This window comes from Streptomyces lushanensis (genome assembly GCF_001700515.1).
In the GTDB taxonomy this organism is placed as follows: domain Bacteria; phylum Actinomycetota; class Actinomycetes; order Streptomycetales; family Streptomycetaceae; genus Streptomyces; species Streptomyces lushanensis.
On record NZ_MAUD01000081.1, the window covers coordinates 1 to 17124 of the forward strand.

The 17124-nt window shown below is 65.6% G+C and carries 16 protein-coding genes and 4 pseudogenes; 9 read left to right on the forward strand and 11 right to left on the reverse strand.

Translation table 11 applies throughout. The features are described 5' to 3' along the window. Positions 1–222: 222 nt before the first annotated feature. Complete coding sequence (locus tag BFF77_RS38075; protein WP_425424349.1) at positions 223–651, reverse strand: hypothetical protein; 429 nt, start codon at positions 649–651, stop codon at positions 223–225. A 129-nt stretch (positions 652–780) separates the two neighbouring features. Beyond that, positions 781–912, reverse strand: coding sequence for a hypothetical protein (locus BFF77_RS38080; RefSeq protein ID WP_425424350.1), 132 nt, complete (start codon positions 910–912; stop codon positions 781–783). An 8-nt stretch (positions 913–920) separates the two neighbouring features. On the opposite strand from BFF77_RS38080, the gene BFF77_RS38085 reads away from it, so the two are divergent. Genes BFF77_RS38085 through BFF77_RS07205 form a run of 3 tightly spaced genes read left to right on the forward strand, consistent with a single transcriptional unit; the run spans position 921 to position 3185 of the window. After that, positions 921–1196, forward strand: a complete 276-nt coding sequence (locus BFF77_RS38085) for an ABC-three component system protein (RefSeq protein ID WP_425424351.1) — start codon at positions 921–923, stop codon at positions 1194–1196. Continuing rightward, positions 1193–1459 carry an ABC-three component system middle component 6 gene (locus tag BFF77_RS07200; RefSeq protein WP_066945089.1) on the forward strand — a complete coding sequence of 89 codons (267 nt, stop codon included), beginning with the start codon at positions 1193–1195 and terminating at the stop codon, positions 1457–1459. Before BFF77_RS38085 ends, BFF77_RS07200 begins: the two co-directional genes overlap by 4 nt. Further along, entirely contained in the window at positions 1449–3185 is a 1737-nt protein-coding gene (locus tag BFF77_RS07205; protein ID WP_245703296.1) for an ABC-three component system protein, read from the forward strand. Before BFF77_RS07200 ends, BFF77_RS07205 begins: the two co-directional genes overlap by 11 nt. Positions 3186–3643: 458 nt before the next feature. On the opposite strand, the gene BFF77_RS07210 is transcribed toward BFF77_RS07205, so the two are convergent. The 4 genes and pseudogenes from BFF77_RS07210 to BFF77_RS35090 form a co-directional block, all read right to left on the reverse strand. Then, positions 3644–4876 carry a hypothetical protein gene (locus BFF77_RS07210; protein ID WP_245703297.1) on the reverse strand — a complete coding sequence of 411 codons (1233 nt, stop codon included), beginning with the start codon at positions 4874–4876 and terminating at the stop codon, positions 3644–3646. A gap of 16 nt (positions 4877–4892) precedes the next feature. Next, positions 4893–5477: a hypothetical protein gene (locus tag BFF77_RS36630; RefSeq protein ID WP_066945096.1), complete on the reverse strand. Its 585-nt coding sequence runs from the start codon at positions 5475–5477 to the stop codon at positions 4893–4895. A 45-nt stretch (positions 5478–5522) separates the two neighbouring features. Beyond that, positions 5523–5891: pseudogene (locus BFF77_RS38090) on the reverse strand (AbiJ-related protein); the annotation flags it as partial. Further along, complete coding sequence (locus BFF77_RS35090) at positions 5827–6138, reverse strand: hypothetical protein (RefSeq protein ID WP_141698378.1); 312 nt, start codon at positions 6136–6138, stop codon at positions 5827–5829. The pseudogene BFF77_RS38090 and the gene BFF77_RS35090, both read right to left, overlap by 65 nt. A gap of 261 nt (positions 6139–6399) precedes the next feature. Here BFF77_RS35090 and BFF77_RS35485 point away from each other — a divergent pair, with 261 nt between their 5' ends. Continuing rightward, positions 6400–7257: a hypothetical protein gene (locus BFF77_RS35485; protein WP_169922622.1), complete on the forward strand. Its 858-nt coding sequence runs from the start codon at positions 6400–6402 to the stop codon at positions 7255–7257. A 589-nt stretch (positions 7258–7846) separates the two neighbouring features. Here the strand turns inward: BFF77_RS35485 and BFF77_RS07235 are convergent. The 3 genes from BFF77_RS07235 to BFF77_RS07245 form a co-directional block, all read right to left on the reverse strand. Further along, complete coding sequence (locus tag BFF77_RS07235) at positions 7847–8542, reverse strand: DUF6308 family protein (RefSeq protein ID WP_066945103.1); 696 nt, start codon at positions 8540–8542, stop codon at positions 7847–7849. A gap of 1 nt (position 8543) precedes the next feature. Continuing rightward, a complete protein-coding gene (locus tag BFF77_RS36635; RefSeq protein ID WP_066945105.1) occupies positions 8544–10853 on the reverse strand; it encodes a hypothetical protein in 2310 nt (769 codons plus the stop codon). A 309-nt stretch (positions 10854–11162) separates the two neighbouring features. After that, positions 11163–11972: a hypothetical protein gene (locus tag BFF77_RS07245; protein ID WP_066945108.1), complete on the reverse strand. Its 810-nt coding sequence runs from the start codon at positions 11970–11972 to the stop codon at positions 11163–11165. Between the two features lie 138 nt (positions 11973–12110). Here BFF77_RS07245 and BFF77_RS32890 point away from each other — a divergent pair. Both BFF77_RS32890 and BFF77_RS32895 read left to right on the forward strand, forming a co-directional pair. Further along, a pseudogene (locus BFF77_RS32890) lies at positions 12111–12989 on the forward strand (IS5 family transposase). A gap of 57 nt (positions 12990–13046) precedes the next feature. Further along, the gene (locus BFF77_RS32895) at positions 13047–13499 is read left to right on the forward strand and encodes a VOC family protein (RefSeq protein WP_245703298.1); all 453 of its coding nucleotides are present in this window, start codon (positions 13047–13049) and stop codon (positions 13497–13499) included. Positions 13500–13517: 18 nt separating this feature from the next. On the opposite strand, the gene BFF77_RS07255 is transcribed toward BFF77_RS32895, so the two are convergent. Then, positions 13518–14351 carry a hypothetical protein gene (locus BFF77_RS07255; RefSeq protein WP_066945114.1) on the reverse strand — a complete coding sequence of 278 codons (834 nt, stop codon included), beginning with the start codon at positions 14349–14351 and terminating at the stop codon, positions 13518–13520. A 618-nt stretch (positions 14352–14969) separates the two neighbouring features. Then, positions 14970–15781: pseudogene (locus BFF77_RS32900) on the reverse strand (IS5 family transposase). 404 nt (positions 15782–16185) lie between these two features. On the opposite strand from BFF77_RS32900, the gene BFF77_RS37705 reads away from it, so the two are divergent. From BFF77_RS37705 to BFF77_RS36640, 3 genes and pseudogenes are all read left to right on the forward strand, one after another. Further along, on the forward strand, positions 16186–16320 hold the full coding sequence (locus BFF77_RS37705; protein ID WP_281196267.1) for a hypothetical protein: 135 nt from the start codon (positions 16186–16188) through the stop codon (positions 16318–16320). Positions 16321–16328: 8 nt separating this feature from the next. After that, positions 16329–16676 (forward strand): annotated as a pseudogene (locus BFF77_RS38095) (Crp/Fnr family transcriptional regulator); the annotation flags it as partial. 36 nt (positions 16677–16712) lie between these two features. Next, positions 16713–17030 carry a Crp/Fnr family transcriptional regulator gene (locus tag BFF77_RS36640; RefSeq protein ID WP_245703299.1) on the forward strand — a complete coding sequence of 106 codons (318 nt, stop codon included), beginning with the start codon at positions 16713–16715 and terminating at the stop codon, positions 17028–17030. The last annotated feature ends 94 nt before the right edge of the window (positions 17031–17124 follow it).

The window sequence follows — 17124 nt, forward strand, 5'->3', positions numbered from 1 at the left end:
CCACACCGCCGGCCACGCCTTCCCCGGCACGACCACTAAATGGATCCGCACCCAGCAGCGCGCCTGGAACCAGCTCCACCCCCACCAACAACACCTCCTCACCACCACCGGACTCATCACAGGCTGACCATCCATCACTCGCTCCCCCTTTACAGCGCTGGGAGATGGGCCCGATACGCAGGCCCGCGTGTACGAAACCTTTCCGCACTTGATCGCGCACAGCTACGATGGCGTTCTTTGCGGTGAGGGGGAAGGGTGAAGTTCGAGCAGCGGATGTATGCCCGCCTCAAGTTCCTCGATCTGATGGCCGACCTCTACGAATCCGCGTTCGAGGACTTCTTTCACCGAGTCATGGTCACGCGCTACCCGAGTTTCCTGGATGTCCGGACCCACGGCAATCTCGGCGATCAAGGTGCGGACGGGCTCACCCTCCACAGTCGCAAGCTCTACGCCTGCTACGCCCCGCAGACCGGGGGCGCCTCCGCCGTCAAAACGAAGTTCACCAAAGACCTGGCCAGCGCCGTGCGACAGCGCGATGGACAGTTCGACACCTTCGTCTTCGTCCACAACGACCGGCGAGGGATCCACCCCCAGGTCGCGACCATGCTCTCTACCGCAGACTCCGACCACCCGGCCCTGGATTTCGAGCAAATGGGCACCCGCCACATATGGCAGGAGTGCATGGGCCTCGACCTAGCCCTCGCCGAAGACGTCCTGGGCTGCGAGATCCCGGTCAAGCCCACCGTGTACGGAATGGGCATGGACGACCTGGCACCGCTGCTACAGCACCTCAAGGAACTGCGGGCCGAGGCCGATCCGCTCATGGAACTGCCCCAGGTGCGCGAAGAGAAGCTCGACTTCAACCAACTCCTGGGCGAGTCGCGTGACGCGCTTCTGCGCGGCATGCGTCACACCCCCTGGTGGAGGCCTTCTACGCCGGAGGTATCCGGACTCTGGAACACGACGAGGTCGCACGCGGATTCCGTATTTTCTACGAACAGGTGCGCCAGGAGTATCAGAACCCCGACGACGTGCTGTGGCAGCTGGAAATGTACGTCCTGGGTAATGAGCGCCAGCGGCCCCAGGTGCACCGGGCGGCATGGGTTGTCCTGGCGCACTTCTTCTTCCGCTGCGACATCTTCGAGGCACCTCCCAGCGACTGGAGCCCGGCGGGGCTGGTGAGCGCGCAGCCGTGATCACACCTACCAAAGGGATCGCACCGGACCGCTGCCTGCTCGCGGTAGGCGCCCAGGTCCTCCTTCAGCTGGACCAGCCGCGGACTGTGAGCCAGACCTGGGCGCGGCTGAAGGCATGGCGTCGGGAGCACCACCACTACTCCCCGGTATCGTTCGGCTGGTTCGTCCTGTCCCTGGACGTCCTGTACGGGATCGGTGCGGTCGAACTGCACGACGACCTCCTTGTCGTTAGGAATGCAGATGCTGCGTCGCTTGAGCGCTGACGATTCCCGGTTCAAGGAGATCGCCTTCCAAGGCGGCCTGAACCTGCTGCTCGCCGACAAGACCGAAGCCTCCACGTCCACCGACAGCCGCAACAGCGCCGGCAAGTCCAGCATGGTCGAGCTCGTCCACTTCCTGCTCGGCGCGAGTGGCAGCACCCGCAACCCGTTCGCCAAGCGGGCGCTGCGATCAACCACCTTCGGCTTGGACCTGGACTGGCCAGACGTGACCGAGACGCTGAAGGTACGCCGCAGCGGCGCACGGCCAGCGTTCGTCACCCTCCAACCCGACGTGACCACACCCGACCCGGACTCCCTGTTCGCCCTCGAGACGCAAGGCCAGGCCGAGGTCTCCATCGAGCAGTGGAACCATCTGATCGAGCAGAAGCTGTTCGGACTGCGCGGCGAACACCCCGGCGTCAGCGGCCGGACCCTGCTCTCCTATCTCGCACGCCGGGTCTCGGCCCACGGCTTCAACGAAGCCGGACGCACCTTCTCCCGCCAGCCCGCCGCCGACGCCACCACCAACCTGGCCTACCTGCTCGGCCTGGACTGGCAGCTGGCCGACGGATACCGGCAGCTCGCCGCCCGCGACGCTACCCGCAAACAGCTCCGCAAAGCCGTGAACGACCCCGTATGGGGACAGATCGTCGGCTCCACCGCTGACCTACGTGGCCAGATCGCGCTGGCCGAGGCCCAGGTCGAGCGCCTGCAAGGCCAGGTCGCCGCCTTCCAGGTTGTACCCGAGTACGAGCACCTCAAGGACCAGGCCGACGAGCTCAGTCGCCGCATCAAACAGCTTTCCCAGGACGATGTCATCGAGCAGTACAACCTCGACGAACTGCAACAGGCAGTCATCGAGACAGCCGACGTCGACACCCAGTACCTGCAGCCCGCCTACCGCGAACTCGGCATCGTTCTCAGCGACCAGGTCCGCCGCAGGTTCCAGGAGGTCGAGGCCTTCCACCACTCCATCGTGCGCAACCGGCGCCGCTTCCTGGACGAAGAGATCAGCGAGCTCACCGCACGGCTTGCCGAGCGCCGCACCGAGCGCGCCCGCTTGGGTGAGGAGCAGGCACAACTGCTGCGCCAGCTCGACGAAGGCGGCGCCCTGGAAGCACTGACGTCCCTCCAGCAGGCCCTCGCCCGCGAGCAAGCGGCCCTGGAGGCCTTGCGCCACCGCTACGACGCGGCCCAGACCCTGGAGTCCAGCTCCCGCCAGATCACCGCCAAACGCATCCAGCTCCAGCAGGCCGTCGAGACCGACCTCGACGAACGCGAACAGCAGACCCGCGAAGCCACCCTGCTGTTCTCCCGTTTCGCCCAGGCCCTCTACGGGCCCCGCGAGGCCTTCTTGGCCATCCAGGCCGGACGCGAGAGCCTGACGATCACCCCACGCATCGACAGCGACAACAGCCGCGGCATCGGCAACATGGTCATCTTCTGCTTCGACCTCACCCTTGCTGTCCTCGCCCACCGACACGGACGCGGCCCGGACTTCCTCATCCACGACAGCCACCTGTACGACGGCGTCGACGACCGTCAACTCAAGGCCGCACTGCAACTCACCGCAGACGTCACCCGCGAGGAGAACATGCAGTACATCGCCACCCTCAACACCGACGACCTCGCCAAAGCCACCCGCCTGGGCTTCAACGCCGAGCCATACACCCTCGAAACCATCCTGACGGACGCCCCGACCGGCGGACTCTTCGGCTTCCGCTACTGACCTCCGCCACGCACCACAGCCGAACTCAGCCCCCGGTCCCCCGGGTGCTGCCCAGCTCGGGCCCCGCCACCGACAACAGGGCATCACTTACCAACAATCGTTAGAAGTGAGCAAACCGCAGAACACATAACCAGACCTGATCAATAAGCCTGCGACCTGAACAATCACCAGCTGACACCGCACCACCTCACCATTGACACCCCACCATCCCCAACCGGGGGCCTTACCTCACGGACGAGCTACAACTGATCAGCGCAGGTCCCAGCCACGACCACTGATCAGAAACAACCACCCTGGACAGCCGCACTACGGAAACTGGGCATGCAGTGGGCCTGACTCGGTCTGGCGCTGAGCCGCAGCTCGACAGCCCGGGCCGCAATGACCTGGGCTGTCGAGCTTGTACCTGCTCCGGCTTTGGAGGTGACGGCAGCTTGTATGGCTTCCTTGTGGGGGCGGAGCTATGGAGCCAGCAACTGGTCGAAGAACCCGCTCATCATGAGCTTGGCAGCCTGTGGGTCCACGAACTCGGCTCCGCCAAACCGGTACACCTCGTACCCCTGAAGACGAATCCGCCGATCTTCTCGGACCATGTCAGCGTATCGGTCCGGTGCGACCTTCCCATCACGCGAGTAGTGCTCCTTCCCGTCCAGCTCGAGAACGTATCGGCGACCTCCGGAAGCGAGCATCAGGAAGTCCATCCGCTGCCGCGTCAGCACCTTGCCTTCCGCCCGTTGATTCCGCTGATGCTGCGCCAAGGGGTCGTAATGGAGATACACCTGTGGCAACAGAGCTGGAAAGTCTCCGAAGCCTCGCTGCATCGCGTAATCCCAGTAGGTGTCCAGCAACAGCTGTTCCGGGGCGTTGAGTGACCCCCTCAGCCGCTTCAGGAGCGCCTGCAGCCTGAGATGCTCAGACATCCCGTACATGCCGTCCTGGAGGTGCCACCACTTGCTGAGTTCGCTCCAGGTGAGGCCCGAGGCTCCCACTGGGCGGTCATACAGCAGGCAGTGGTCCTTGTTCTTCGTGATCTCGATGACACCACCCGCGACGTCCCTCCAGACGATCTCTGGCTTCTGCGCGGCGGCGAAGATTAGGTTGCGCAGCTCGCCGCGCAACCCCCGCAAGCCTCCGGTGAAGGTGGTCAGCTCGCGTCGTTCCAGCGCTGCGCGCGCTGGGGCGAAGACCCTGGTCAGGTCAGTAATGAGGCCATTGTTCTGCTCCATCCGGAACGAGTAGTAGCCCTGCTTGTCGTGAAAGGGGACCTCGAACTCGATACCGAGGCGGCGCAGAACGGCCTTGAGACACCGTATGACCGCTCCCGTCTCCGAGTTGTCCATCAGTCCGTCGTGCTCAGGGTCCTGGGGCAAGTCGTCGATCAGTAGGTCGATGAGAGCGTGCGCAGCCTCTTCGTCACCGCCGGCGGACGGGGCGGTGCGAAGCTCGTTGATGGCCGCGCGATTCAGCCTCGTGTATGAGTAGTGGTCACGCTGGACGGTTTCAAAGAAGAGTTTCTGCGGCACCTTGTCCCCCTCAGCCCTCGTCGTCCGGCAGAACCCGAACGCCGGAATGATGATCTCGCAGGCGACTGACATCCAGCAGGAACGGTGACGGACTCTGCACGCCGACACCGGGCGCGTCCCGACCTCTCTCCCACCGATGGTCACCCTCGTCGTCGGCGTCGTCGTGACCACAACCGTGAGACCCATATCAGCCTCGGGCTGACAGCGGCACTTGAGATGGACCGGCGGGTGGGCGGTCAATGAGTTTGGTGAAGAAGCCGGCGAGCAGCGGCTGGGCGCGGTCCCGGTCGCTGAGTTCGTCGTGGCCGAGGCGGAACACCTCGTAGCCGCGGAACTTCAGGTCGCGGTCCCCGGCCATGGTCGCGGCGTATTTCGCACTGTCGGGTTCGGTCCCTTCGTTGCGGGTGTAGTGCTGCATGCCGTCGACTTCCAGCACCACTCGCCGGTTTCCCGGGAGCAGCATAAGGAAGTCCATCCGCAGGTTCTGCATGGCGTGCGCACCGCGTTGGCGAAGGGTCTTGGGGTCCCAGTGCAGCCATATCTCCGGCAGGAGGGCGGGCACGTCGTTCAAGTGGTCCCGGTTGGCGTGGTGGTAGTGCCAGAACAGGTTCTTCTGTCCTGGGGAGTTTGGTGGCAGAGAAGCCTCCATGCGGCTGTAGAGGGCCCGCGCCGCCTGCTCCTTATCAGTGATCTCCCGGGTTTCCTGCCACCAGGCCAGGAGGTCCCGCCAGAGCAGTCCCTCCTTGCCGACGGGGCGGTCGTAGACCAGCACCTCGTCGGCGCGCTCGGCTACCTCGATGTCGTTGTCGAGGGCGCTGGTGAAGCGGATGTCGGGCTTGCCCAGGGTGGCGAAAATGAGGTTACGCGGTCGGCGTGCGGTACCGCGGCCGTGCTCGACGAGCTGGAACTGGGGGTAGCCGTCTGCTTCTCCGTGCTGGCTCAGCTGGGCGCCCGCGGGGTTCAGGTGCCGGTTGGCCAGTTCAACGAAGCGGCGCTGCGCCGGCTCGTCGGGCAGGACGGTGGGGGATGCCAGGCCCTCGAGGAAGTGTCCGAAGCGGGGGTGCGGGGCTTCGAAGGCACCGAGCTGCAGTGCTCGGTCGTCCAGTCGTCCGGGAACCGGATCACGTGGCGCTCGATCTGGCTGCGCAGGCTGTTGGTCGCGGGGTGGTCCATCCGCCGAGTGGATCGTTGTCCAGGTGCCACAGTCGGCCCAGCAGGCCCATGAAGCGGTCCGGGTAGCCTAGGTGGTCGGCTAGTTCGAAGTCTCTGGCCAGCTCGCGCCTGGTCCGGCTCGGAATCTGCACATGGTGACGGTCGAGCCACAGAACATCCTGCAGCGCCATCCGTCCGGCCTGGCCGAGCTCCTCCTGCTCAAGGACCGCCTCGGCGACATCCGGCAGGCGGCCGTCCGGGCAGGCATTCAGGCTGGCCACCAGGCGCTCGTGCTTGGTGCTGCCCTCGCTGGACGCGGAAGACCGAGGCGCTCGCACAACGTCGGCAGTTCCTTCGCGGTGTAGCGCGTGTACAGCGTGAGGAGCACACCGTCAATCAGCCTCCGCAACCGCGCCATGTCCATCGGTTCCCCCATCCCATGATGATGAGCGACGCCCGGGCACGATTCCACCTGTCCGCTCACCTTGCCCAGCAGCCAAACTCGCGGTGCACTCCGTCACCGCCCCTCTACCTTGATGGGCATGTCGCACGAATCGATCCACGAGCACCTGCTGATATCGGCCCGGAAGTGGGCCCGTACGGCTGTCGACGCGTACCTGGAGGAGCCCATCGACCAGGACTTCGCCGTGCACCACATGGCGGTCGCGGTGGAGCACGCGTCCAAGACGTACCTGGCGTCCATCGCTCCCGTGCTCCTCGCGTCGGAGAAACAGCCGAGCGTGGACGACCTCCTGATCCTGAGCGGGAACGAAGACAAAACGAAGAAGGGCCGCGCCGGACTCAAGACCATCGGCGGAGAGGGAGCCATCCTCAGGGCAGCGCAGCTCCTCGGCCCCGAGCACAAGGCGCCTGCCAAGCTCAAGGAACTGCGGGAGTCCCGCAACGGCATCACCCACATGGGGTGGGGCCAGCCCGTGACCGAGTGCCGCGCACTCCTGGCTGCGGGCATCGAGCACATCAACGCGCTCCTGAAGGCCCTGCCGACAGAGCCCGATGGCTTTTGGGGCACGCACCTCGAAGCCTGCACCGCGCTGGTGGCCCAGGCCATGACCGAGATGGAGATCCGGTACCAGGCGAAACTCCGGCAGGCCCCGCGAGCGCTTCGCCGAGACCACCCGGCGCCTGTCCGAAGCCGAGATCGCCGAACTCGTCAGCAGTCTCTCCGCGCTGCCGACTGCCGCTCCGTGGCCGCTGTCGGTACCTGCAGAATGCCCCGCGTGCGGACACACCGGCTTCGCAAGTGGCCGGGACAAATCTGGAGAGTACGGGGAGGTCTGGTTCCTCCCCAGGCTCTTCGGGTGCCGCCTGTGCAGTCTCACACTCACGACGTGGGAACTCGACCTCGCGGGAATCAAGGGCCAGATACTCAACGAAGATGAAGAGCCCGACCCGGACTGGGAACCCGACTTCGAGACGTACTGAAGGCTCAGTCGGACGTCTTTCGGCTGCCGTGGTGCCCCATCACCGAGGAATTCGGACAATGCACGGCGCTGTTGTTCCTCGCGGCAATCTGCTGCGCGAGGACGGCGCGGTCGATGCACGGGGCGACGGCGGCGAAGACCAAGCGCCGGAGCTCGGCCGACTCCAACGCCTCCACCTCACACTGCACCGGGTGCTCGATGTCGAAACCGTAACGGCGGGCGAAGGCCGGCCAACTCGGGTCGCGGCGCTTTCCCTCGGTTGCCGGGTCCCATACGCGCGCATCTGCTCGTAGGTGAGCAGCGCCCGGGTCACCGAGCTCCAGCGGCCCGTGCGCTCCACCCAGTCCCGCTCGATGTTCTCACCCGAGCAGTCGAAGTCGCCGACCACTGCAAGGTGGGCTTCGCGGTGCTCGTGGGCGACAAGGGCGCGGACGACGTCGGCGTAGGACTGGGAGCCGAAACCCACAACACACCAGGCCAACCAGCACCCCACGCACCAGCAAGCCGCCTCCGAGCGTCAGCATTTGACCGTCCCTGCGGTGGGTCCTCAGGGGCAACGGTGGCCCGGGGCAGGGTGGGCCATCCAAACCGCGACATCGGCGACCCGTAGCGCGCTGACCGTCTCGGGCAGGCCCGCACTCTGCCGCAGGCCAAGGAGCCGGTGGTGCAAGGCCGCATCGTCCTCGCGCAGGGCGGTGCGCAGATCGGTCCAGAACGACGGCGGGTGGCCGAGCGCACAGCGCACGACCCGGTCGTAGACCGGCAGCAGCCGCGGCCGCTTACGGGCTAAGAGCTTCCCGGCGATCACCCACCCAATCTTGTACTGGTCCTCCAACAAGCACCAGGCCCGGTACGCTGGCGAGCCGTCCGCGACGATCGAGACATCGGCGTCGGACAGATCGGTGTCGGAAGGGATACTTCGCAGCAGTTCGGACAGTTGGGTGCCCAGCGGGCCTTCCAGCAGGTCAAGGGCGACGGGCGCGGGGACGGTCACCGACAGGGTCTGCACAGCTACCAGGTCCTCTGCGGTGAACCGGTCCGCGACCTGCAGACGGTCACCCCCGCCTGCCAGGTGCTCGAACCGGCCCCCCGTGAACGCTCCGGCGCCCGGGGGCAGGCCGATCCCGAAGTAGCGGCGCAGGTCGTCCACCACCTGCTCCGCATCCAGAACGGCGTGCAGGCGCTGCCTCACCACGGACGGCTCCCCGCCAGAGGAACCAGGCCCCGTGACGAGCTCGTTCATCTCAGACACCTGTGCCCTCATCTGTGTCAGTTATGGCCGGTGGCGTCGGCTGGGCCGCCCATACCTCGCTGATCAGGGTGAAGGATGTAGTAAGCATTCCGGCCCCCCAGTGTGGGGGCATGACGGAATGAGCCCTCTGGCCGTGGGCAATGCGGTTGCGGAGCTTGCGCCCATCGTGGAGGAACTCCGTCTGCCGCTCGGTCAGGAGGCCACTCTCTTTGCCCTGCTTGATGAGGGCGTGGAGCGGCTTCGTGCCGGAGTCGGGGATCTTGGCCCGGAGGACGATCTCCATCGCGATCAGGGCATGCAGGAGGGCCACGGTGGAGAACTCGTAGCAGAAGTAGGAGTGGCGCAGGAGTTCGCGGGAGGTGTGCAGCACTGTTGCCGCGGGCTGCGGGATACCGGAGGGCACTGTCAAGCCGACGACGACGTCGTGCATGTCGGCGTACTGGGTGACGAAGTGATGGGCCCGGGGGTCGGGCACGGGGAATGGCAGGTGCTGATCGGCGGCGGCGCTCCACGGCAGCGGCATCTGCGTGCCGCTGCCGGCAGACCCCGTCCGGGCAGGCGGCTCCTCTCCGAGGAAGAGCACGGCCAGGGCGATCTGGAGCACGAGCGCTGCCTGGTGCCGGGAAGACGTGTCGACCAGGTCGTGCAGGACGTTGTTGCGGAGGTTCATCTGGCCCTCGGCGTTGCCCAGTACCGTCCGGAGGACGAGGGTCCACGGCTCGGGGAAGCCGAGTTCATCCAGCTTGTCGAGGAGGGGGCCAAGCTGGTTGACCTGTCCGATGCTCTCCCCTTGTGCGTGCGTGATCACCGCGATGTCGGTAGCCTGAAGTCGGCGGCGCAGCGTGCCTTCGAGGCGCGGCAGCGCCAGGGCCAGGGCCGTGTCGACATCGCCCTCCCAGAACGCCTCGAACGCGCGGGCGAGACCGCGCATCCGAGTCTCCGGAGCATGCTCCGGGCCGGCGAAGAACGGCACGAGGTCCTCCGCCGTCGGGCGGAACCGGTCGCGGACTCGGTCCAACTGGGTTTCAACGACCAGGCCGTGCATTTCGACGGCGAAGACGTGCTGCCGAAAGAAGAAGCTTTCTCCTCCAGTGCTGTCGCTCGCGACGGTGCGCGTCACGACGGGGCCGTTGGGGTTGATGTACATCGTCGGCAGGGACAGCAGCCCGGGCGGCAGGGCCGCGGAGTCACTCATCGTGGGAGGGGTGGTGGCGATGAAGTGAAGTGCGCGCTCCATGCTGTCGGCGGCGTCGATGGCCGCGCTCGCTGCCTCCAGGTAGCCCGCCGGCAGGGCAAACGGGGTGCCGATGATATCCATGGGAAGTTCATCCAGACCGATCTTCTGCTGCGTTCGGCGCACCTCGTCATGGGCTTCGGTCAGTCCGCTGTCGCGGGCGTGTCGAGCAGCTTCTTCCAAGGCGAGGAGTTTCCGGAGTCCCGTGCTGCTGTCGGCCAGTTCCATACGGGCTCGGTGGATCCGTTCGTCCACGTCGCGGTACTCGTCGACGCCCACCACGCGGCGGAGCTCTTCGAGGAACTCCACCCGGTAGTGGAACTGGCCCTCTCCGCAGTACTCGTCGACGGCACGTTCGAGCAGGGGGCGCACGGCGGACCTGTCGTGCGTGCTGACCACGAGCGGGGCGGTCATGAGGCCGAGCACGCCCGGCGACGGGGGCTTCCAAGCGAGCGCGGCCTGGCCGAGGGCGATCATCTCGCCGACGATGTCGGTACGCTCCGGCTGCCGCGTAGCGGCCACCAGGCCGTAGGCGAGCACCAGGGCATCCGCTGCAGCAAGTCGGGCCACCTCGGCTTCGAAGGGTGCCACCCCTCCCGGCTCCGGAGGGTGGACGAGCGCCTCTAGGTGTTCCTCGGCCTTCGTCAGCAGCGTGCAGGCACCAACCCGGCAGCTGCGCACCGCAGAGCGGAGGTGCTCGATGGGCCGTGTCCCGTGCCGGGCCACCCACAGCAAGTGGTAAAGCCGGGCCCGGACCAGGGGATGGGTCGTCTCGGGGGCGTAGGCCGCCCAGGCCTCAAGGACCGCGGGCGCCATGTCTTTCACGGCCCTCGGAACCAGGTCACCGTTGTCGTCGGTGCTGCGGAACGGTCCGAGGACAACGTCCCAGGTGCCGTCCTGCACCCGGAACTCCATGGCCGCCCACAGGGCCGCGAAGTGCTCGTGCTCCTCCTCGCCCGGGTCCGTGTGCGACCAACCAGCGCGCAGTTCCCGCCCGACCTTGTGCAGCGGTTCGCAGGAATCGACTCCGCTGTTCACCGCGCGGAGAACTGCTGGCTGAGCATCCATCTCGACTCCTGACTCCAGGTATAGCGGTCGAACTCTAGGCGACCGTCCTGGCCAGGAACGAGTGGATTGTGAAGCTGGGTGACCTCTTCTGCATCGACGGCGTGGCTTGCCCGATATGGACTTGGGCTTACCCGCTTCTGCCGGAGGCTTGCCCGCGTCAGCCGCGTAGACGGGAGAACCAGCTGGTGCCCTTCCGCTCGGGCGCGGCCTGGTTACTGGGCAGCCGTCGACGGGCCGCACGAAAGACTCCGTGCGGCCCGTCGAAATGGCCCCATTTACAGGGGGTCCGGTCGGGCCGAAGTTGCAGCTCTAGGAGTTCTCCGCTGGCTCGGGCACAGGATCCTTGGGATGCTGTGGCTCTATAATCTCTGCGGCTGCCCAGAGATTCTCTGAGCTATCTCGATACGCCTTTGCGATGCTCGGCTCCGGTGTGACCATTGCTGTCTCATGCCGCCCAATGCTGTTGATCGATGTGCCGATCAGCTGGACGGACCCATCTGCGGCAACGATGCGACGGTCATGCAGGTTCTTGTCGCCTGTCGCCCGCACCTCGACATTTTGGCCGTTGGGCAGCGTGCCTAGTGCGACGGCGATGATCGGCCGCTCCTTTGCGCTGGCCTTCTTAGAGATCAGCACGCGACGGATAGACGTGGCCTCCAGGATCCACCGCAAGTTCTCAGCCTTGAAGTACGGGTCGACCAGCAGCCCTTCGCCGGCAGCCGCCAAACGGCGGGTGAGCACGGTGTAGACAAGTGGATCATCAGGGCTCAACGCGACGTCGGTCACGACGGGGTCGGACGCTTCGTGCAACTGCTCGTCAGCTCCGCTCAGGCGGAGTACGGCACGCCCCTTGGCGGTGAGCCTCATACCCTCGGGAGCTTCCGTGGCCCACTGAACTGCAAGAAGATACTTTGCCACGGGCTGCGCTCGCCTCGACGGGACGCTGCTGGAGAGGTCGAAGTCCATGAAGGACGTGAGGAACGACCTGTAGACGGCGTCTCGCGGTGGAGGAACGATCGCTATTTGATCAACCTCATCAGGGGTAAGGGCAATGCCTTGTGTAGCCATGGCGTCGATGTACCAGAGCGCGCGCAGAACATGGTCTGAGATGTGATCCACGAATCTGAGACTGCCAGATACGCACTGTCGCGGTCACCTGAGAATTGCTGACCACAGCGCTCGCCTCCGTCGTCGGCCCGCACCTGGTCCCCTAGAGCCTGTTTGAGATGTTGTCCAAGGCCGTGGAACGATCTTGGGATGGCTCGTGGCGATCTGACGGACAAACAGTGGGCGCGGCTGGAGCGGCTGTTGCCGCCAGTCGCGAAGATGGGCCGGCCGCCACGGGATCGGCGGAAGGTCCTCGACGGGATCTGGTGGCGTGCTCGCACTGGCTCGCCTTGGCGGGACATACCCGAGCGGTACAGCCCGTGGGAGACCGCGTACACGCTGTTCCGTCACTGGCAGATCGACGGTGTCTGGGCCCGGCTCTTGAAGGAGCTACAGGTCAAGGCCGATGCTACTGGACACATTGAGTGGGAGGTATCGGTCGATTCCACGATCTGCCGGGCCCACCAGCACGCCGCCGGGGCCCGCAAAAGGGGGCTGCCGACACAGGCCGGACGAGTCCGGACGGGCTGGCGGCCGAGCCCGACGACCACGCACTCGGCCGCTCGCGCGGTGGCCTGACGACCAAGATTCATCTGGCAGTCGACGCCTCCTTTCACGTCCTGGCCACTGTGGTCACCGCTGGACAGCGGGCCGACGCCCTGGTGTTCACCGAGGTCATGGACCGCATCCGCGTTCCGCGGATCGGTGGCGGACGTCCGCGTACCCGCCCAGCTCATGTTCTTGCCGACCGCGCGTACTTCTCTCGAAAGATCCGCGAGTACCTGCGTCGACGGCAGATCCCGCACACCGTTCCGGAGAAGCGCGACCAGGCCGGACATCGCCTTCGTCGGGGGTCGACCGGTGGCCGCCCGCCGGGCTTCGACCGCGAGCGATACAAGGCCAGGCACAAGGTCGAGTGCCGGATATCGGGCTCCTTAGCAGGCCCGAGGCGTCGCTACACGCTACGAGAAGCTCGCCGTCCGCTACGAGGCCACCGTCCAACTCACCTTGATACGCCAGGCGCTGTAACCACATCTCAATCACGACCCAGGTGTCGTCCAACGGCTGCACTAGAGTTGGCCAACCATGCCCGATCTCCTCGGAATCAACCATCTGACCCCATCCACGACCGACCTCGACCGGCTCGTGACGTACTACACGGAGTTGCTCGGAGCGGCGCTCGCATTTGAGCGCGCTGCAACCTCTTCTGATCCTCGGATCGCAGTCCTCAACGTCGGCGGGGACGACCACCGGGTGATCGTGGAAACCGCTACCGCCACCACCACTGATCTCGACCCCCTGAGCAGGGCGGGATGGGGGCTATGCGTGGGAACATACGCGCAACTGTGTGAGGTCCGCGAACATATCCTGAGTGCCGGGTGGCCGGTCGGACAGATCGACACCCTGCCCACGCAGTGGACGATGACAGCTCGCGATCCCGATGGACGCCCGTGGACGTTCGAGCCCATCGCCCCCGCACCGCATCGCCGCCACCCATCACTGGCTAACGGCAACCCGAACTTTCAAAACGCGCTCTAGTAATCGCTAGCGGCTTTGTCAGAGGTGACGGGTTTCTCGCCGTGGCAGATGCGACGCAGGGCGTCGAGTTGGCGCTCGTTGGGCTTGTTGCGGGCCACGGAATCTTCCTGTCGTCGGTGCAGGACGGCGGGGTGTCAGTCGTCGCGCTCGGCATGGCGCAGCGTCTCGAGGGGGATGCCGAAGTTCCCGCTCGAAGCTGTCGGCTGCCCTGGCCTGTCCGGCCCGGCGGAGGCAGCCGATGGCCTGCTCCATGAGTCGGCCGATGCGGACGACTTCATCACGCAGCGCCTTCAGTTCCTCGAAGCTCTCGGCAACGTCCGCGCCGCACCACTGGCGCAGCAGGTCGTAGGCGGGTTGGGAGCTGCGATCGACCTCTGCGCAGATCTCGGGGCTGATGTGTGTGCCGGGATTTTTGCCGCGGCCACGGTAGTAGAGGCCGTAGATCGTGGCTTGCCGTGCCCGGCGTTCGTGCTGGTCCACGACGGCCATGAGGTGGTCGGCCCGGGTGCGGGCCAGGAGCCGTGCCACTTCTACGGTGGTGGGCCAAGGCGCGGTCAGTGCACCATCGGTGTCGGTGATGGCCCGCGGGTCACTGCAGAAGAAGCTTTCGGACACGTAGAGGAGCGCGGCCAGCGCGGGCACATCGTCGACGTACAGCAGGCCCCGGTCACGGTAGTTGACGCCGAAGGACACCAGCCCCTCCCACAAGTGCTCGTCGAACAAGATGACGACTGCCCGAAACACGGTGTCCTCGTCGTCCGGGCTGCCCCGGGTCAGCTCGTTCCACCGTTCCTCGCGGGCCAGCCAGGCGTCTTTGTCCTGCCAGGCCACACGCAGCCGGGCCGGCGGCACCCACTCCTCCTGCCTTCCGCTTCCTCCGCGATGAAGCAAACTTTGACACGCAGCGGGCGTTGCGTGCCCATCTGCAGGACCTCGACTTCCGCGACCGGTCCGTGGTGCGGCGCCACCCGGAGCGCCCACCGCTCCCCCACTTCCACAGGGCCCCCTCTCCTGGCGAACGCCTCGGCACCATCCTGCTCCTGATCGCACGACAGGAGGCTGAGCTCCTTCAGATCTGGCCGCCGTGGCGGTGTCCCCAAGTCCCGGTTCGGAACGGCGTTTCGTTCGTTGACATCGGCCGCTGCTGCTGGGCGCTCCGATTCGGCAGCTGCGGTTGCGGGCAATGCCGGTCGAGGTCATCCTCCGCCAGCATCAGCTGGAACCGACATCGCCCTGGGACTGCGCCGTGCAGGGAAGCCACATGCCGATACCGGCGGACGAGGGAAAGCCACCCCACCGTCACAAGCGCACGATTCGACACGAGGGGCAACGGGGCAACGCTCAGGTCAAGCCTTGGGCGTAGCACAGAATTACGCATAGAGACTGTGTCATCTGACGCAGACAAGCCACGGAGACACCGGCACTCTTTACGGGCTGGGTAAGGGTTCAGCCGATCCCGACTTACAACGGCTAACACAATGAGTCGAGTTGTCGCTGGGTGATCAGACAGCAGGCGAGTTTGAGGAACGCCTCATGGATGTCCGCCCTGCGTTCCCAGCGGATGCGCAGTCGCCGGAAGCCGTGCAGCCAGGCGAAGGTGCGCTCGACCACCCACCGGTAAGTACCCAGCCCAGTGCCGTGCCGGGTGCCACGGCGGGCAATGGCCGGGACGATGCCGCGATCGCGGACCTGGCCGCGGTAGATGTCGTGGTCGTAGCCGCGGTCGGCGAACAGCGAGTCAGGTTTGCGGCGCGGACGACCCACCCGGCCGCGAACGGGCGGGATCGCGTCGAGCAGCGGGATCAGCTGGGTGACGTCGTTGCGGTTGCCGCCGGTCAGCAGGACCGCGAGCGGGGTGCCGTGCCCGTCGGTGATCAAGTGGTGCTTGGAGCCGGCCCGGCCCCGGTCGACCGGCGACGGGCCCGTGTGCTGCCCCCTTTTAGGGCCCTGACGTGGGAGGAGTCGACCACACAGCGGGACCAGTCCAGCCGCAGGGCCGCATTCAGCTCAGCGAGCAGGGCTTCGTGGAGCCGCTGCCACACCCCGGCTTCGTTCCAGTCCCGCAGCCGGCGCCAACAGGTCATGCCCGAGCCGAAACCCAGCTCCTTGGGCAGATACTCCCACTGGATGCCGGTGTGCAACACGTACAGGATTCCGCACAGCACCTCCCGATCCGGCAACAGCTTGCGGCCCGGATACCGGAACCGCCGCTCGCGCTGCGGAAGCAGCGGCTCCAAGCGGTCCCACAGCTCATCCGACACGACCCACGGTGACGTCCCCACATCGGAGCGAACGCTCAACTCCCCTCCAGGACACGGCCATCAAGGACTGATCCACCTCATTGTGCTAGCCGTTGTTAGCCGCAGGGGCAGGACTGCCGGGGTGGTAGCCGGCAGCCCCTGCCTCTCTTCTTCCATTAGCTTGAAATGCCGGATAATCCCACTTGCGAATTTTTCCTCCTTTGTGGTGAAAGTATTTTCGGTGCAAGCGTTTCTGGTGAAGCTCTCGACGTTCCTTGATCGTCTCGCTACGCTCTTTTTCGCGCTCACGTGGCGACGCCTCCTACCAAGGCATCAACATCGCATACGTGCATGCGCTTTCGGGATCAGCGAACAAGTAAAGGAACCCCTGCATGCAATCACCCGATGACTACAAGTGGTTCATCTGAGGCACTGCGCTAGTCGCAGTGACCCTCTTCGTCCTGGGCGCCTACATCGTCCGTAAAATGGGCCGCAAGATGCCGACGGCCGTCCCGGTCGCCTTCATGGCTCTGGCTGGTCTCGTGACCGCGCTTCCGCGTCTCGTCGAAGCGATGCGCTAATAACCCAGATGAGTTCGCTTCACCAGCAGGACGACTGGCCCCCGGGAACATTCCTCGGGGGCCTATCGCCGAGCGCCCATCACGCGCTGACCGCACAAGGGATACAGCGTCGCTTCGAGCCCGGCGAGAGGCTTCTTTTCCAGGGGGACTCATCCGAGCATGTCCTCGTCCTGACAAGCGGGGCCGCAAAGGTCACTGCAACCACCCCCATCGGCCATGAGGTTCTGCTCCGCCTCGCCAGACCTGGAAACACTCTCGGCACCACTAGCGCGCTCGACCATCGCCCCAGGTCGGCAACCGTGACATCGCTCGGTCCGTGCACCACACTCATTCTTTCCGATCCCGCTTTCACGGACTACCTCACCCGCTATCCCGAAGCTTCGGGAGCTCTCATGGTCGAGCTCACCGGAAAACTCAGGGATCCCGACAGCCGCAGGTTGGATCTGTCGTCCGGATCGTTCCTGCACCGGCTGGCTCGTCTGCTGACCACCCTGGCCACCGACTTCGGCCGACCAGAAGAGGACGGATCCGTGGCCATTCCCCTACGCCTGTCACAGCAGGAACTCGCTTCACTGCTTGGCGCCTCGCGGGAAAGCGCCACCCGAGGCCTGCGCCTGCTCAGGGAACAGGGAATCATCAGTACCCGTTACCGCAACATCGTCATCCGCGACGTTTCTGTTCTGCAATACATCGCGGACAACGAGTCATGACCCTCATACGGAGATAGCCCGCGCTTCGGGCCCACCTGTCGTCCTGGAATCCATCAGACAGCAGACTTCCTCACGAAAGATCATCTCACATCGA